We start from the raw sequence: 14,611 nt of genomic DNA on the forward strand, positions 1-14,611 counted from the left end.
CTCCCAGACCGCCTGGGAGTATCGGCCGATGCGCAACCTGACGCACAAACCCATAGTTGAGATCTGTCGCAATAAATCCCCAGCGGTCAGCTCTGTGACCGGAATCAGCCAGGAGAGCGTCATGGCTATCATCTTGAACAGCAGTATCACGGTCGATGAAACGAGCGGTTTGCAGAACGCCGCCACCTCCACCGATATCGAAGATATCAACGATAACGACATCACCGTCGCGGCCATCAATGGTACCGATGATACCGGCGACCTGCCCTTCGCATTCGAGTCCCGTCTGTTCACTCTGCTGGGCGCCACACCGGTCAAGAATGCGGCGCTGAGTGGCTATACCGGCGCCGCCGGCAACAGCGGTGCCGACCTGATCACCATCACCGGTACCTACGCGGACCTGGCCTTTACCGATGCCCAGGGCAAGGCGCTGGGCGACCCGACCAACGCCAACAGCGGCTCGGACTGGAGCGGCCTGTATACCCTCGATGGCACCAGAATCTTTCTTTATACGGACACGACCAACAATATCGTGCTGGGCCGTGCTGGCACTGAAGGGGCGACACCCGCACCCGAGGACGACCTGGCAGATCCGGGCGGTACTCTTATTTTCGCCGCCTATCTTGAACAGACAGCAACCGGGGCCAAGGTCTGGATGGTGCAGCAAGAACCGCTGCTGCACCCGGACACCGCCAACCCCGATGATGTGGTCGACATGACCAACCACCTCTGGGTAACCGCCAGCCAGGATCTGGCTTTTGATTTCGCCGGTTTGCCCTCCGGGCAGAACGGCTTTCTGATGTTCAAGGCAGGTGGCAGTACCACCGGCTTGATCGTTACCGGCATGGACCCGGATCAGGTACCTGCCAATCAGGCTGACACCGTCAATACCAGCCAGGGTGCCGGCCCTACCACCATCGGCACCAACAGCCAGGGGATCAAGGCTGGCGAAGGCATGATCTTCAGTTTTGTGAGCAACCCGGACGCGCGTTACACCGTGCCAGACCTGACCCATGGTGAGGCGACCAACGAAAGCAACATCCTGTTTGGCGGGCTCTTCGCGGCAAGCGGCGCAACCATTGTCATCGCCCAGGCCACCCCCCCGAAAACCTGTGCGGCCACTATCAGCGCCTTTACCACCGGCCTGGAGGTCGGATCGGCTTACTATGACGGCCTGCTTGACGGTAATGGCCATGCGGTAAACGGGGCAGACAATCTTGGCTATATCGCCAGTATCACGGTGATCGGTGCCAATGGTGTTGCCATCGCCGGTCTGACCGGGGTCACGACCAACACCACGCTAGGCAGCATCAGTGTGACCTTCAACACCAGCAATGGCGGCCTTGACCGCACCGCAACGATTGTCGGCTTCGAAGCCAACTTCTCCCTGCAATACACCGTTGATGGCACCCACAATCGCGTGGTAATTGAAAACAGCGGCACCGGCAACTCCACGTTCGATATCGGCGGTTTCCATCTGCCCAATGTGGTGGCCGTGCCTCAGGAAGTCGGCAGCCTGTTTAACTTTGAAGACGACGGCCCTGCCGCCGCGGGGCTGCCGGTAACGGCACTGGTGGATGAAGACAGCCTGGCCGGTGGTATCGACGGCGGTGTCGGCGACGCGGGCCTGCTGGTTCCGGCATCGGCCTCAGGCACTGTGGCCACTGTATTCACATCTGGTACTGATGCACCGGCAAGCTACTCCTTGTCCAACGACACTTCCGGCGTGCAAGTAGTTGACAGCGCCGCGACTGCGGTGGCGCTGGCCTCCAAAGGCGAGGCGGTGAAATATGACGTGATCGGCAACACCCTGTGGGGCTATGTCGGTGCCGCTGCTGAATACGTCGCCGCCACTGACCGCGCGGTGTTCAAGCTGGAGCTGACCAATACCTCTGACGGCAGCTATACCTTCACCCTTCTCGATCAACTCGACCACCCGGATACCGTGGGTGGCGACAACAGCGAAAACGAACTGCTGCTGCAGTTGGGTTCGGTGTTCAAGGTCACCGACAAGGATGGTGACTCGGTCACCGCTACGGCGCAGAAACTGGTAATCACCGTGGATGACGACACCCCGATCGCCACACTGAACCCACTCACGGGGACGGTGGACGAAGACGGTGTGCTCGAAGGTGCGGCTAACGCTGGTCCCGGTGATGGTATCGCAGGCGGCACAGGTGATGTGGCCGGGGAGATCGTGCTTGCCAGCGGCAATGTCAGTACCCTGTTTGCCTCCGGTGCGGACGAGCCACTGAGCTATTCGCTGACCACCAATGGCCTGTCAGCCCTGGGGCTGAAAAGCGCCGGAGTGACCGTCACCTATGCGGTCGCCTTTGATGCCATCAGCAGCACCTGGCTGCTCACTGCATCAGCCGGAGCAGGCAATACGGTGTTCACTTTCAGTCTGCACACAAGCACTGGCGCCTATGCCTTTACCCTGGTGGATCAACTCGATCATGCCGCCGGCCTGAACGAGAACGATCTGACCATCGCCCTTGGCACCGCCATCAACGCTACCGACTTTGATGGCGACACGGTAACGGCAGCCGCCAACGGCCTGGTGATCACGGTGAACGATGATACCCCTGTCGCCACGGTCAATCAGCTCACGGGCAGCGTGGACGAGGACGGTGTGGTGGAAGGCACGGCCAACGCCGGCCCCGGCGACGGTATCGCCGGTGGTACCGGGGATGTGGCCGGGGAAACCGTATTGGCCAGCGGCAACGTCAGCACCCTGTTCCAGTCCGGCGCGGACGAAGCGCTGAGCTACTCGCTGACCACCAATGGCATGGCGGCCCTGGGTCTGCAAAGCGGCGGTGTGGCCGTCAGCTATGCGGTCGCCTTTGACGCAGGCAGCAACACTTGGCAGCTCACGGCCTCGGCCGGAGCAGGCAATACGGTGTTCACCTTCAACCTGCACGCCGCAACCGGCGCCTATGCCTTTACCCTGGTGGATCAACTCGATCATGCCGCCGGCCTGAACGAAAACGATCTGAGCATTACCCTCGGCACTGCCGTCAATGCCACCGACTTTGATGGCGACAGTGTGACCGCAGCGGCCAATGGCCTGGTGATTACGGTGAACGACGATTCACCGATCGCTTCCATCAATCAGCTCACCGGTACGGTGGACGAAGACGGTGTGGTGGAAGGCACGGCTAACGCCGGCCCCGGCGATGGCATCGCCGGTGGTAGCGGGGATGTGGCCGGGGAAACCGTATTGGCCAGCGGCAATGTCAGTACCCTGTTCCAGTCGGGTGCAGACGAAGCCCTGAGCTATTCGCTGACCACCACCGGCATGGCAGCACTGGGCCTGATGAGCGGCGGCGTGGCCGTCACTTACGCGGTCGCCTTTGACCCAGGCAGCAACACCTGGCTGCTCACGGCCTCAGCCGGAGCAGGCAATACGGTGTTCACCTTCAGCCTGCACGCTGCAACCGGCGCTTATGCCTTTACCCTGGTAGATCAACTCGATCATGCCGCCGGCCTGAACGAGAATGATCTGACCATCGCCCTCGGCACGACCCTCAACGCCACCGACTTTGACGGCGACAGCGTGACGGCAGCGGCCGATGGCCTGGTGATCACGGTGGATGACGACACGCCACTCGCATCGATCAATCTGCTCACCGCCACGGTGGACGAAGACGGTGTACTTGAAGGCGCGGCCGACTCTGGCCCTGGTGATGGTATCCCGGGCGGTACCGGGGACGTGGCCGGGGAAATCGTATTGGCCAGCGGCAATGTCAGCGCCCTGTTCCAGTCCGGTGCGGACGAGCCGCTGAGTTACTCCCTGACCACCAATGGCCTGACGGCACTGGGCCTGAAAAGCGGCGGGGTCACGGTGACCTATGCCACTGCCTATGACGCGGGCAGTAACACCTGGTTGCTGACCGCTTCTGCCGGGGCCGGCAATTCGGTGTTCACCTTCAGCGTGCAAGCGGCGACAGGGGCCTATGCCTTTATGCTGCTCGATCAACTCGACCATGCCGCCGGCCTGAACGAGAACGATCTGAACATCGCTCTGGGCACTGCAATCAATGCCACGGACTATGACGGCGACAGCATCACGGCCGCCGCCAACGGCCTGCTGATTACCGTGGATGACGACTCGCCCGTGGTCACCGCCAAGTCCAATGTGGTCTATGCCAACGCCAGCAACCCGACTCCAGGCGGCACTGGCGTATTTGCCTATGACATCGGCGCGGATGAGCGCCTGGGAACGGTCTACAGCTCTGCAAACAGCGACCTGTCCGTGAGCATGGGAGACAGCACGGTGGGCACCACCGCCATCAGCAACAAAGTGGTGACATGGGCCTCGGAGTCAGACACCAGTGCGGTGTTCAACCTCTCCTTCACCTATGTTTCCAACAACCCGACGCTGGGCGCGCTGACCAACGCAACCGGCACCATGACCTTTGACAAGGTGGCAGACACCTACACGCTGAGCCTGACGGACGATATCGACAGCTTCAGCATCCTGAAAACCTCCGCAGCACAAGGCTTCACCGGCTACAACATTGGCGGCACAACGCCAATCAACCAGCAACCGCCGGTGTCGGTGGCCAAGCTGGCCGACGACTTCTTTGTGCAGTTCAGCGGTTTCGCCGAACAGGGTTCAGGCACCGGTGCCAATAACATCATGGCCGGTGGCAACAGCGCCTTCGTCCCCGGTGAGCTGTTCTCTGCCGCAACCTCCTGGGTCAGTGTTTCCGGGACCGCCGCCGGCGTGGCCGGTGACACCATCCAGCAAGGCGAGGTAATGGACCTGGACTTCTTCACCGCCAGCCCGTTCGGTGATACAGCCGCAGCGCCCACAGCCACCAGCAAAGGGATCTACGTCAAGTTCGACGGCATCGGCAGCGAGGACCTGGTACTGGTGCTCAAGCTTATCGATCCTGACGACAACAGCCAGATCACCCGGGCGATCATTGTCGACAGCGAAGACATCATCATAAAAAACGCCTCGACTTCACCCAATAACTTCCATCCGATTGCCAACCCCGCAGCCTACGGGATCACCCTGGATCAGAACGACGGTGCGGTGATTATCGAGAGCAACGACTACAACTTCGGCAGCGAGAACTACCTGATCCAGGGCCTGCAGGTGCTGGATTCCACCGAGGGTGTCAGCGGTAGCGGCTACAACCTCAATGGCAATGTGGGCGTCAGCGGGGTCAGTACCGGCAGCACCTTGACCTTCAGCAACGAGTCCGGCGAGGGCAGTAAAAGCAACCCTGTAGAAGCCGGTGAAGCGGGAACCTGGGATGGCGATGTGATCAAGATCACTGACCTGGGTTTTGTCACCTCGACCACCCCGGATGCCCATCTGGCCTTCAACGTCGTGGTGACGGATGCGGATGCCGATTCAACCGCAGCCCAGACCCTGAATGTGACCATCGAAGGGGACAAAACCTTCACCGGTGGTGTGGGGGCCGACACCTTCAACTTCAGCGGCCTGGATACCGATAGCTCACTGACTGCGGCAACGACAGTGATCTCCTCCGGCTTCACTTCCGGGGTGGACACGCTGAACTTCCCGACCGCAGGCACAGGGGCGAACTATATGGAAGTGGCGGCCCCCGCGGCCAACGTGGCAGCCTTTATTACCGCCGCCGATACGGCGCTCAATGGCACCACCAACTACTACTTTGGCGTCGTTGGAGGCGACGGCTATCTGGCATACGACGGTGATGGCACGGGGATCACCGGTATTATCAAGTTGGTGGGTGTGACGGATATAGCCCCGACTGACATTGTGTAAATGTCGCAGCAGGTAAAAAGGCCTGGCTCCCACAAGGAGCCAGGCCTTTTTTGTCGGGCCTTTATTTGCTGTCAAACAACCCGTGCTTGATTGCGTACATCAGCAAGTCCGTACGGTTGATCAGGTCAAGCTTCTGGTAAATGTTGCTCAGATGGTTATGCACGGTGTGCTCGCTGATGCCCAGGCTTCCGGCGATGCTCATGTACTTGGCCGAGGGCTCACCCACGATGGCGCGAATCAGCTCTCTTTCGCGCAAGGTCAGACGCGATTGTTTCTCCAGTTCCAGATTGTGTTTCAAGGCCGTATGCCCGCTCGCAGCATAGTCACACAGGCCGCCGGTCCAGGCCCTGTTGAGCCCGGTGTCTCGATGGTGGACCTTGATGATGGCAAGGATGATCGACTCGGTCGGGTCTTCCGCCAGTACGATGCCACGAGCACCCGCTTCCATTGCCTGGGTTGCGGGTATGACCTCGTACAGCCCTTTGAGCACCAGCACTTTAATCCCGGTACTGCGGGTGAGTTGGGTGATGACCGCCAGCGGGTTCAGCGCGTCCGGAAAGAAGCTAAAAAATATGACATGGGGTCGTAACTGATCGGCAAGGTCAAGCGCATGGGTATAGGTGGTGGCCTGGCCACTCACTTCCATTTGAGGCTTCCTGGCATTGATCAAGTCGTGAAGACCTCTGAGAACAAGCGGGCGACAGTCGATCAGCATCACACGTATGGGTTTTCTGAGGGGGGGCATTACCTTCCTGACTCCCTTGAACCATCAATCACCTCTACCCGCTGCCCGTTCGAGTAGAAGCAAAAACAATCAGGAGTACTTATCAATAGCTTGCGCCTGTTGATGTTCTTCCTCGGGCTGTCTGGTAAGTCTAGGACAGACCTGCGTGCTGCCCCGCCTGCCAGAACGGCAATCGGGCAATGAGTTTTTTTATCAGACACCTCGTGTTTATTCCCGCATGCGGCCAGCAGACCACGCAAATCAAGGCCTTAGGCGTGCTGCCGGGGGGACGTGGCATGTATGACAGGCATCATGCGTGTCAAAAAAACAGACAGATGGTGTAACGCCAGGTTAACAGATAAGCACAAGGTCAATTAAATGGCGTTATCGCGGATCCGCAATGCCCGCCGCCGGACTGCCAGGATTCAGCCACAGATTCACGCTTGCGACACTTTCACCAGGTGGCTTGCCCGCCCAGCGATTGAGCGTAATGACATTGGTGACGAAGTCGTACTGGGTCTTGAGCAAATCCCGATGAGCCCGGTATTCGTTACGCACACTGGTCAGCACATCGACGGCATTCACCATCCCGTAACCGAACGCTTTTTCTGCGGCGGCTCTGGACAGCTGTGCCGAAGCCAGGGCATGGCGACTGGCGCTGATCTTCTCTGCGCTGGTATCGGCCGTCAGGTAGGCGCTGGTGATTTCCTTGACCACCCGCCGCTGTACCGACTCCAGCTGTTGCTCGGCCGCGATCTGATCCTGATACAGCCCGCGCACCCGTGCCGAGGTCGAGCCGCCGCTGTATATCGGTACCTGCAGGCCGATCCCGGCCACATAACTGTCGGTGCGCGGCACCAGGGCATTGTTATAGCCTTCGTTGGACTGCTGCGCGCTGAGGGTCAGGCTCAGAGTCGGATAGTGCCCGCCCTTGCCGCTACGCAAGGCCGCGCCAGCCACCTCTACCCCGCTTTCATTGGCCTTGAGTGCCGGGTTTTGCGCAACCCCTTCGCGCACCCAGCTTTCCAGGCTCTGCGTCGAAACCCGTAACTGCACATCGTCGCGCGCGCGACTGAGCTTCTCCTTGACCGGCCGTCCGACGATCTCGGCCAGCGCCGCGCGACTGACGCTGACCTGATTACGGGCATCCAGGACCTGCGCCGCCAGGCCGTCGACACGGGCCTTGAGGTCCAGCTGATCGGTAATCAAGGCCAGCTGTTTGGCGTACAGCGCGTTGACCCGGTCCAGGCTTTTTTGCGTGGTACGCAGCTCGGCCTGAATCAGCTCGAGTTCATCTTCGGCGGCCAATACCGTGAAGTACCGCCGGGCCAGCTCCACCGTGGCCTCGGACTGGGCCTCCAGGGCTTCGGAATCGGACTGTTTGGCCATGCTTTTGAACTTCTGGTAATTCTCCCAGGTGGACTTGTTGTACAGATACTGACGCAATACCAGACTGTAGACTTCACTGTCGAAACTCTGCTGCACCAGCTCGTTTTCCTGGTGAATCCGGTTGACCCCGGCGTTGAGCGATACCTGCGGCAACAGGGTGCCCATGGCTTCACGCTGGTACTCCTGCCCTGCTTGCGCCCGCGCACGGGAGGCCAATATTCGCGGGTCCTGCAAACGGGCCTCGCGATACAACTGCATCAGGTCAGTGGTGAATGTCGATGCGCTGACCCCTTGGGCCGCCGGCACTGCGCCTTGCGCAAGGGCAACCCCCGCGGCAAGCCCGAACAAACCACCCAGCACGCGTGCAGTCACTTGCATGATCACTCCTCAATCATCGATTGTGAGAGGGCATTGCGCGCCGGTTGCATCAGGTAGTGCAGCAGAGTGCGCTGACCGGTGATGATCAACACGTCCGCCGGCATGCCCGGCAGCAACTTGCGTTCCCCCAGGGTGTGCTCACCGGCTTTGGTCACCTTGACCCTGGCGAGGTAATAACCGGCCCCGGTTTTTTCATTGATCAGCCGGTCTGCCGAAACACTGCTGACCTCGCCTTCGATCACCGGTGTGGTGGCGCTGTTGAACGCGCCAAAACGAATATCGGCACGCCTGCCGATGGCAACACGATCAATGTCCACCGGCGCCACCTGGGCCTCAATAACCAGCCCCGACACTGACGGTACGATGTCCAGCAACGGGGACGCCGGGCGCACCACGCCGCCAATCGTATGCACGGTCATGCCGATCACCATGCCCGCTTCAGGGGCACGAATCACGCTATGATCCAGGCGGTCTTCCAGGGCGCTGGCGCGCTCCTGCAGGTCGTAAATTTTGCTCTGGACCTCTGCCAGTTGCTTGACCACTTCGGCATTGAAGTCCTTGTCGATCTGCAGGATCTGCAGCCGGGTTTCATTGATCTGCAAGCGGCTGGTGGTGATTGCGGAACGGTGCTCGACCATTTCCGACCTGAGCAGTTGGCGCTTGCGTTCCTGCTCGAGCAGACGCTGTTTGTCGACAAAGCCCTGGGCCAGCAGGTCAGTCAATTCGACAATTTCACCACTGTAGGACCTGTCCAGCTGCCCCTTGGCGCCGATAATCGCCTGGGTGCCATTGATCTGTTCATTCAACTGGTCAATGCGCTCTTGCAGCACGGCAATCTGCCCCAGGCGCGAGCCTCGCTGGGCGTTGAATACCCGGATTTCGCCCTGGCGCGCTTCGCCGCCCCGCTGGATGTCGGCTGTGGCCAGCGGAGCAAAAGCAATCTCGGGCAGATTGTCGCGCTCTGCCACAAGCCGGGCTTCCATGGCTTTGGCGGCAATCAGTTGCCCACGGGTCATCTGGTATTCGAAGCGCAGCGGCGTATCGTCGAGAATGATCAGCGGGTCATCCTGTTTGACGGTATCACCGTCATGTACCAGCACCTCTTTGACGATGCCGCCTTCAAGGTGCTGTACCGTTTTGCGATACGCCTGCACGGTCACCACACCCGGTGCATAGGCCGCGCCATCAAGCGGCGCGAACGCAGCCCAGGTGCCGAACACACCGAAAGTCAGCACCACAATGACAAAACCCAGGCGTCGGATTTTTCGATCGCTAGTGGTCAGTTCGGCAAAGTTGTCAGTTGATGGAATTGGGATCATGGGGTTCATCGGAACCGTCCTTGCCGTTAGCCACCGCAGCCATGGCGGTTTCAGCCTGCATGGTCTGTTTTGGCGCCTGCTGTGCGTTGAGCTCCGTCAGCACGAGCTCACGCGGCCCGAACAGACTGAGGCCGCCGTTGCTCATCACCATGAGCCGGTCAAGCTGGGACACAATATTGGTGCGATGGGTAATCACAAACAGGGTGGCACCTGACAGCCTGATCCTGTGAAGGGCAGCTATCAGGGCTCGGTCACCGACTTCGTCGAGATTGGAATTGGGCTCATCGAGGATGATCAGCCGCGGGCTGCCGTATAGGGCGCGAGCCAGCCCTATGCGCTGGCGCTGCCCGCCGGAAAGTACCACGCCGTCACCACCAATCACGGTGTCGTAACCATCGGGCAACAACAGGATCATGTCGTGAACACCGGCCGTGGTGGCCGCAAGAATGACTTTCTCGGAATCGACCCGGGTAAAACGGGCAATGTTGTCGCTGACGCTGCCTTCGAACAGCTCGATGTCCTGGGGCAAGTAGCCGATATGGGGCCCCAGTTCATGTTTATCCCAGGCGCTGATATCCGCGCCATCCAGGCGCACCACACCTTGCAGCGGTGCCCAGATGCCCAGCAGCGCCCTGGCGAGGGTAGACTTGCCCGCCGCACTGGGGCCGATAATGCCGACCACGCAACCGGCCGGCACACTGAAACTGATGTTCTTAATGATGGCAATATTCGAGCCGGGAGCCGCAACGGTCAGGTTCTCAACCTGCACGTCGCCCTTGGGCGCCGGTAATGACATGCGCTCGGGCTGAGCCTGTTGGCTGGCCAGGATCGCGTTAAGCCGGGCGTACTGCGAGCGCGCCGTAATAAAGCCTTTCCAGCTGCCGATAATCAGATCAATGGGTGCCAGTGCCCGGCCCAGCAGCACCGACCCGGCAAACACCAGCCCTGCCCCCACCTGATGATCCACGGCCAGATAGGCCCCCAGTCCGAGAATCAGCGATTGCACCAGAATCCGGAACGACCTGGACAGGGTGCTGATCATGGCCCCTTTATCGCTGGCCCGGGATTGCAGCAACAGCACATTTTTTTGCCGGGTCCACCAACGGTCCATCAAGGTTTCAAGCATGCCCATGGATTCGATGACTTCGGCATTGCGCAGGTTTTTCGTGGTGTAGAGCGAAGCGCCAATATGCTCCTTGTTGGCCTGGGCCAGCGTCGGCCCGGTCAATCTTTCATTAACAAACGCAAGCAACAGCAACAACAGCGCACTGCCCGTCGCCACCCAGCCAAACCAGGGGTGAAACATAAACATCACGGCGATATAGATGGGTAGCCAGGGGGCATCAAAAAAGGCAAACAAGCCGTTACCGGAGAGAAACTGACGCAAGCCGGTCAAGTCATTCAGCGGTTGGGCCGAGGCGTCCATCCCGCCGCTTTCCAGGGCCCGCTTGAAACTGGCCTTGTAGACCTGGCGGCTGAGCAGCATGTCCAGGCGGTTGCTGACCCGGACCATGATCCGTGATCGGGTCCACTCAAGGCAGCCGAGGGTGATCACCAGACCGGTCATGATCAGCGTCAACATGCTGAGGGTGGTCAGGCTGCCGCTGGTGATCACGCGCCCATAGACCTGCAACATATAGAACGTGGGAACCAGCATTAACGCATTGATAAAGAAGCTGAAAAAACCAACGGAGAGAAAGCTTTCCCGGCAGGCTTTCAACGCAGTGTGCAGGCTGTTTTCAGATGGGCTACGCATTGAAAATTCCAGCTTTGAAAGCCTTCATTAGTAAAGCGTAGATCATGCCCGGGCGGTGTGCTTAGCGTGGCGCGGCACGAAAACTTCACTGACAGACAAAGTCTGACAGACCAACACACAGGCAATCCCCCACGGGACAAAAACTCACTGCCGGGCCACTGGGGCAAACATTCAGTTACGAACGGTCGTCTTGAATTTATTCATATCCGGAGTAGGCTGGATTTATACCTGTATCGGAGGAAGTCATGCATCTAGTCGCCCAAAATCCTGAGCCCGACATCACCAGCGGCGATGCAGGTCGAGTTGCCCTGACCTTTTTCTTCAGCCTGATGGAGCACTGGGGTTGCACCAAGGATCAACAGTGCACCCTGCTCGGCGCCATTGGTAATACCACCTACTTCAAATACAAAAAACTGCCAAACGTGCGCTTGCCCCACGACACTCTGGAACGCATTTCGTACTTGATGGGCGTACACAAAGCTCTGCGCATCCTGTTCAGCAACAAGCCTGAGCGGGCCTACGAATGGGTACACAAACCCAACACCGCAGCGCCCTTTAATGGCCAGAGCGCCCTGGGCTACATGCTCGCCGGTCAGGTGGTCGATCTGGCAGACGTGCGTCGTTATCTGGATGGAGTACGCGGCTGATGCCAGATGCAGTGCTGCCTGAATGGACCAAGGCTTACCGCATCATCAATAGCGCCTTCCCGCCCATCTCGGTATTTGAAGACACCCTGGATCCAGCAGATCTTGAAATCGCCTTCGCCCTCGAAAGCCTGACCAATGACCGCCTGCGTGACCAGGCAGGCGTGCTGCAACGGGTAACGCCAGAAGACCGTCTGTGCGGCGAAGGCTCGACGCCGATAATGGCCGCCTTTACCCATATTGGCCGGGCCAGTCGTTTTACCGATGGCACTTATGGTGTGTACTACTGTGCCAACAGCCTCGAGGCCGCCATTGCTGAGACCTGCTTTCATCAGGAACAATTCTGGCGGGCCACCCGGGAAGCCAGTATTGAAATCACCCTGCGCACCTATATCAATCGCGTGGTAAAGCCGATGATCGATATACGTGGCGTTGCCCGACTGCACGATCCTTCACCTGCCCGATATGGCCTGCCCCAGGCCTTCGCCCGGCCATTGCGGGCAGATGGCGCCTGGGGCCTGCTGTACAACAGCGTGCGCCTGACCGGCCACGAATGCGTGGCTGCGTTTCGCCCTCCAGCACTTTCACTACCGGTTCAGGGCCAGCATTTGAGATATGTATGGGATGACAAGGCGCAGGCGATTACCTGGGTCCTGCAGCTCAGCGAAGTGCCAAGATAAGGCCAGGGATTCCGGCGAACGGGTCACCTGATCGATTTCTTCAGCCCAGCCTTTGAAGTCCCTGAACTTCAGGCTGTGAACCGCAGGGAAAACCGTGCTTTGCACAAGCCCATGCTCGGCGTGACCAGCGCGTGGCAGGTTTTGCCAGCAACCTTCAGAGGGTGTATTGCTTGAACAGTTCCTCTTTGATGATCAACAGCGCATCTTCGTAGTAGCGCTCGCCGCGAGCCTCACTGAGCAATACCGAGCGCACACTGCCCTCGCCTTCGGCGGGCGTGTGTTCGCAGGTCAGGTAGAACTCGGCGGTTTCAGGTTTGAATTCCAGGTAGTAGAACAATTCGCGACCTTCGCGGTGCCAGTAGCCGATTTCTCTGCGCATAGGGGTTCCTTGGTTAGCCAGATGAAAAGCCCCTCACCCTAATGCGCTGCGGCAGGGAGAGGGGACTTGATTGGGAGACGCTAAAGTTTGTTTGCTGGTTGCGGCCTGTTCCCTCTCCCTCCTGCAGAGGGCTGCAAACCCGCAATCCTTTCCAGCGCCACTTTCAAAGCCTGGACACTGGCAGCCGCCGTCAGGCTGATGCGCACCGCATGGCCAGCGCTGGACTTCACCGCAAATACATCCGCCGGCACCACCTCAACGCCAACGGCGCGACACGCCTCGGCGCCGTCTTCCACAGTCACCCAGATATGCGGTGATGGCGTCTCTGTCTGATACATCGCAGCCCCCAAAAACTTTTTTGCCAGACGCCAGCGCCGGCTCACTTCCAGGGTTTGCCACTCCAGCCGCGCTTGTGCTGTGCCATCACTGATCCATTGGCAGGCGATGGCCTGGCACAGCGGCGATACCCCCCAGTGCGCCGACTGCGCATAGGGATCAATACGCGCCAGCAGCCGTGGGTTAGCCACAATCCAGCCCAGGCGCACTCCCGCCGCAACGGTTTTAGACAAACTGGTGACCAGCACTGCGAGCTCGGGCAAAAAGCGGTACAACGGCGGGCTGTCGGTCAGCGCACCATAGACATCGTCTTCAATCACCTGCACACCATGGCGTCGGGCAATATCGGCAATCGCCAGCCTGCGCTCAACGCTCATCACCGCCGAAGTCGGGTTTTGCAGGGTCGGGGTCAGTATGGCAACCCGCGCACCCGTGGCGCGGATCATCCGGTCAAAGTCCTGCGCCAGGATCCCTTCCCGATCCATCGCGACGCCATGCATGGGCAAACGCAACTGTGCGCAGGCAGCCTTGATTCCCGGTGCAGTAAAGGCTTCAACCAGTACCGCATCGCCCGCCTGGCATAACGACAGCAGCACCGTAAACAGCCCTTGCTGGGCGCCGGTGCAGAGCATGCTGCTGTCCACGCTCAAGTCCAGCCCGCGGCCCTTGAGCCAGGCCGCGCCCTGTGCCCGTGCCTGCAACAGATCCGCAGCGCTCAAATAACCCTGCAAGCGGATCGCCTGGTTACTGTCGAGCAACCAGGACAAGGCCAACCCATCCTCTTCACCAAGATGGTCAATGGCGGGCAGGTTGGTTCGCAGGTCGATACGGGGTGTCTGCTCATCGGCGTGTTGCAGCCTGAACAGCGTCGCCTCCTGGCTGCTGGCCAGTACATAGGTACCACGCCCTACCTCACCCGAAACCAGATGCCGCCTGGCCGCCTCGCGATAAGCCTGCATCGTGGTACTGGGGTTCCAGCCCAACGCCCAGGCCAGACGCCGCTGGGGTGGCAAACGTGCACCGGGTTGCAGTTCGCCGCAGGCGATGGCCCGGGTGATTGCATCGACCAGTGCAAGATAGCGCGGCTGGTCTGTGTCATTGAGGGTTGGCATCCACATTTATTGTTGGCCATGCAATATAAGGTTCGGCCCATACAATGCGTCGTGCCTAGAATCGAGTCAAATCCCTCGATGACGGTGTGCCATGTTTGATTTGAATGCCCTTCGCCTTGCAGCCCATACC

General features: G+C 59.6%; 9 protein-coding genes. 3 read left to right on the forward strand and 6 right to left on the reverse strand.

The window, feature by feature from the left end; all coding sequences use genetic code 11:
• The first annotated feature begins 121 nt into the window (after positions 1–121).
• On the forward strand, positions 122–5,764 hold the full coding sequence (locus QN377_RS21890; RefSeq protein ID WP_322212996.1) for a beta strand repeat-containing protein: 5,643 nt from the start codon (positions 122–124) through the stop codon (positions 5,762–5,764).
• A 61-nt stretch (positions 5,765–5,825) separates the two neighbouring features.
• Here QN377_RS21890 and QN377_RS21895 read toward each other — a convergent pair whose 3' ends face one another.
• The 4 genes from QN377_RS21895 to QN377_RS21910 form a co-directional block, all read right to left on the reverse strand.
• Positions 5,826–6,509 carry a response regulator transcription factor gene (locus tag QN377_RS21895; protein WP_095000436.1) on the reverse strand — a complete coding sequence of 228 codons (684 nt, stop codon included), beginning with the start codon at positions 6,507–6,509 and terminating at the stop codon, positions 5,826–5,828.
• A 363-nt stretch (positions 6,510–6,872) separates the two neighbouring features.
• Positions 6,873–8,255, reverse strand: a complete 1,383-nt coding sequence (locus tag QN377_RS21900) for a TolC family outer membrane protein (RefSeq protein ID WP_322212997.1) — start codon at positions 8,253–8,255, stop codon at positions 6,873–6,875.
• 2 nt (positions 8,256–8,257) lie between these two features.
• Entirely contained in the window at positions 8,258–9,583 is a 1,326-nt protein-coding gene (locus QN377_RS21905; RefSeq protein WP_095024755.1) for an HlyD family type I secretion periplasmic adaptor subunit, read from the reverse strand.
• Positions 9,552–11,330, reverse strand: coding sequence for a type I secretion system permease/ATPase (locus tag QN377_RS21910; RefSeq protein WP_322212998.1), 1,779 nt, complete (start codon positions 11,328–11,330; stop codon positions 9,552–9,554). Before QN377_RS21910 ends, QN377_RS21905 begins: the two co-directional genes overlap by 32 nt.
• Positions 11,331–11,575: 245 nt before the next feature.
• Between QN377_RS21910 and QN377_RS21915 the strand changes: the two genes are divergently transcribed.
• Positions 11,576–11,977, forward strand: coding sequence for an MbcA/ParS/Xre antitoxin family protein (locus QN377_RS21915; protein WP_095000440.1), 402 nt, complete (start codon positions 11,576–11,578; stop codon positions 11,975–11,977).
• Positions 11,977–12,654 carry an RES family NAD+ phosphorylase gene (locus tag QN377_RS21920; RefSeq protein ID WP_095024757.1) on the forward strand — a complete coding sequence of 226 codons (678 nt, stop codon included), beginning with the start codon at positions 11,977–11,979 and terminating at the stop codon, positions 12,652–12,654. The genes QN377_RS21915 and QN377_RS21920 overlap by 1 nt, the downstream gene beginning before the upstream one ends.
• A gap of 154 nt (positions 12,655–12,808) precedes the next feature.
• On the opposite strand, the gene QN377_RS21925 is transcribed toward QN377_RS21920, so the two are convergent.
• Both QN377_RS21925 and QN377_RS21930 read right to left on the reverse strand, forming a co-directional pair.
• A complete protein-coding gene (locus QN377_RS21925) occupies positions 12,809–13,033 on the reverse strand; it encodes a hypothetical protein (RefSeq protein ID WP_095000442.1) in 225 nt (74 codons plus the stop codon).
• Positions 13,034–13,113: 80 nt separating this feature from the next.
• Positions 13,114–14,487 (reverse strand): PLP-dependent aminotransferase family protein, encoded by a 1,374-nt coding sequence (locus QN377_RS21930; protein WP_322213003.1) that lies wholly within the window; start codon positions 14,485–14,487, stop codon positions 13,114–13,116.
• Positions 14,488–14,611: the final 124 nt, after the last annotated feature.

The organism is Pseudomonas sp. CCC4.1 (assembly GCF_035019225.1).
Classification (GTDB): Bacteria; Pseudomonadota; Gammaproteobacteria; order Pseudomonadales; family Pseudomonadaceae; genus Aquipseudomonas; species Aquipseudomonas bubulae.

Excerpts from the sequence above, each read along its gene's own strand:
- QN377_RS21895 (WP_095000436.1), bottom strand. The coding sequence starts at position 6,509 with ATGCCCCCCCTCAGAAAACCCATACGTGTGATGCTGATCGACTGTCGC.
- QN377_RS21900 (WP_322212997.1), bottom strand. The coding sequence starts at position 8,255 with ATGCAAGTGACTGCACGCGTGCTGGGTGGTTTGTTCGGGCTTGCCGCG.
- QN377_RS21915 (WP_095000440.1), top strand. The coding sequence starts at position 11,576 with ATGCATCTAGTCGCCCAAAATCCTGAGCCCGACATCACCAGCGGCGAT.
- QN377_RS21920 (WP_095024757.1), top strand. The coding sequence starts at position 11,977 with ATGCCAGATGCAGTGCTGCCTGAATGGACCAAGGCTTACCGCATCATC.
- QN377_RS21890 (WP_322212996.1), top strand. The coding sequence starts at position 122 with ATGGCTATCATCTTGAACAGCAGTATCACGGTCGATGAAACGAGCGGT.
- QN377_RS21910 (WP_322212998.1), bottom strand. The coding sequence starts at position 11,330 with ATGCGTAGCCCATCTGAAAACAGCCTGCACACTGCGTTGAAAGCCTGC.
- QN377_RS21930 (WP_322213003.1), bottom strand. The coding sequence starts at position 14,487 with ATGTGGATGCCAACCCTCAATGACACAGACCAGCCGCGCTATCTTGCA.
- QN377_RS21905 (WP_095024755.1), bottom strand. The coding sequence starts at position 9,583 with ATGAACCCCATGATCCCAATTCCATCAACTGACAACTTTGCCGAACTG.
- QN377_RS21925 (WP_095000442.1), bottom strand. The coding sequence starts at position 13,033 with ATGCGCAGAGAAATCGGCTACTGGCACCGCGAAGGTCGCGAATTGTTC.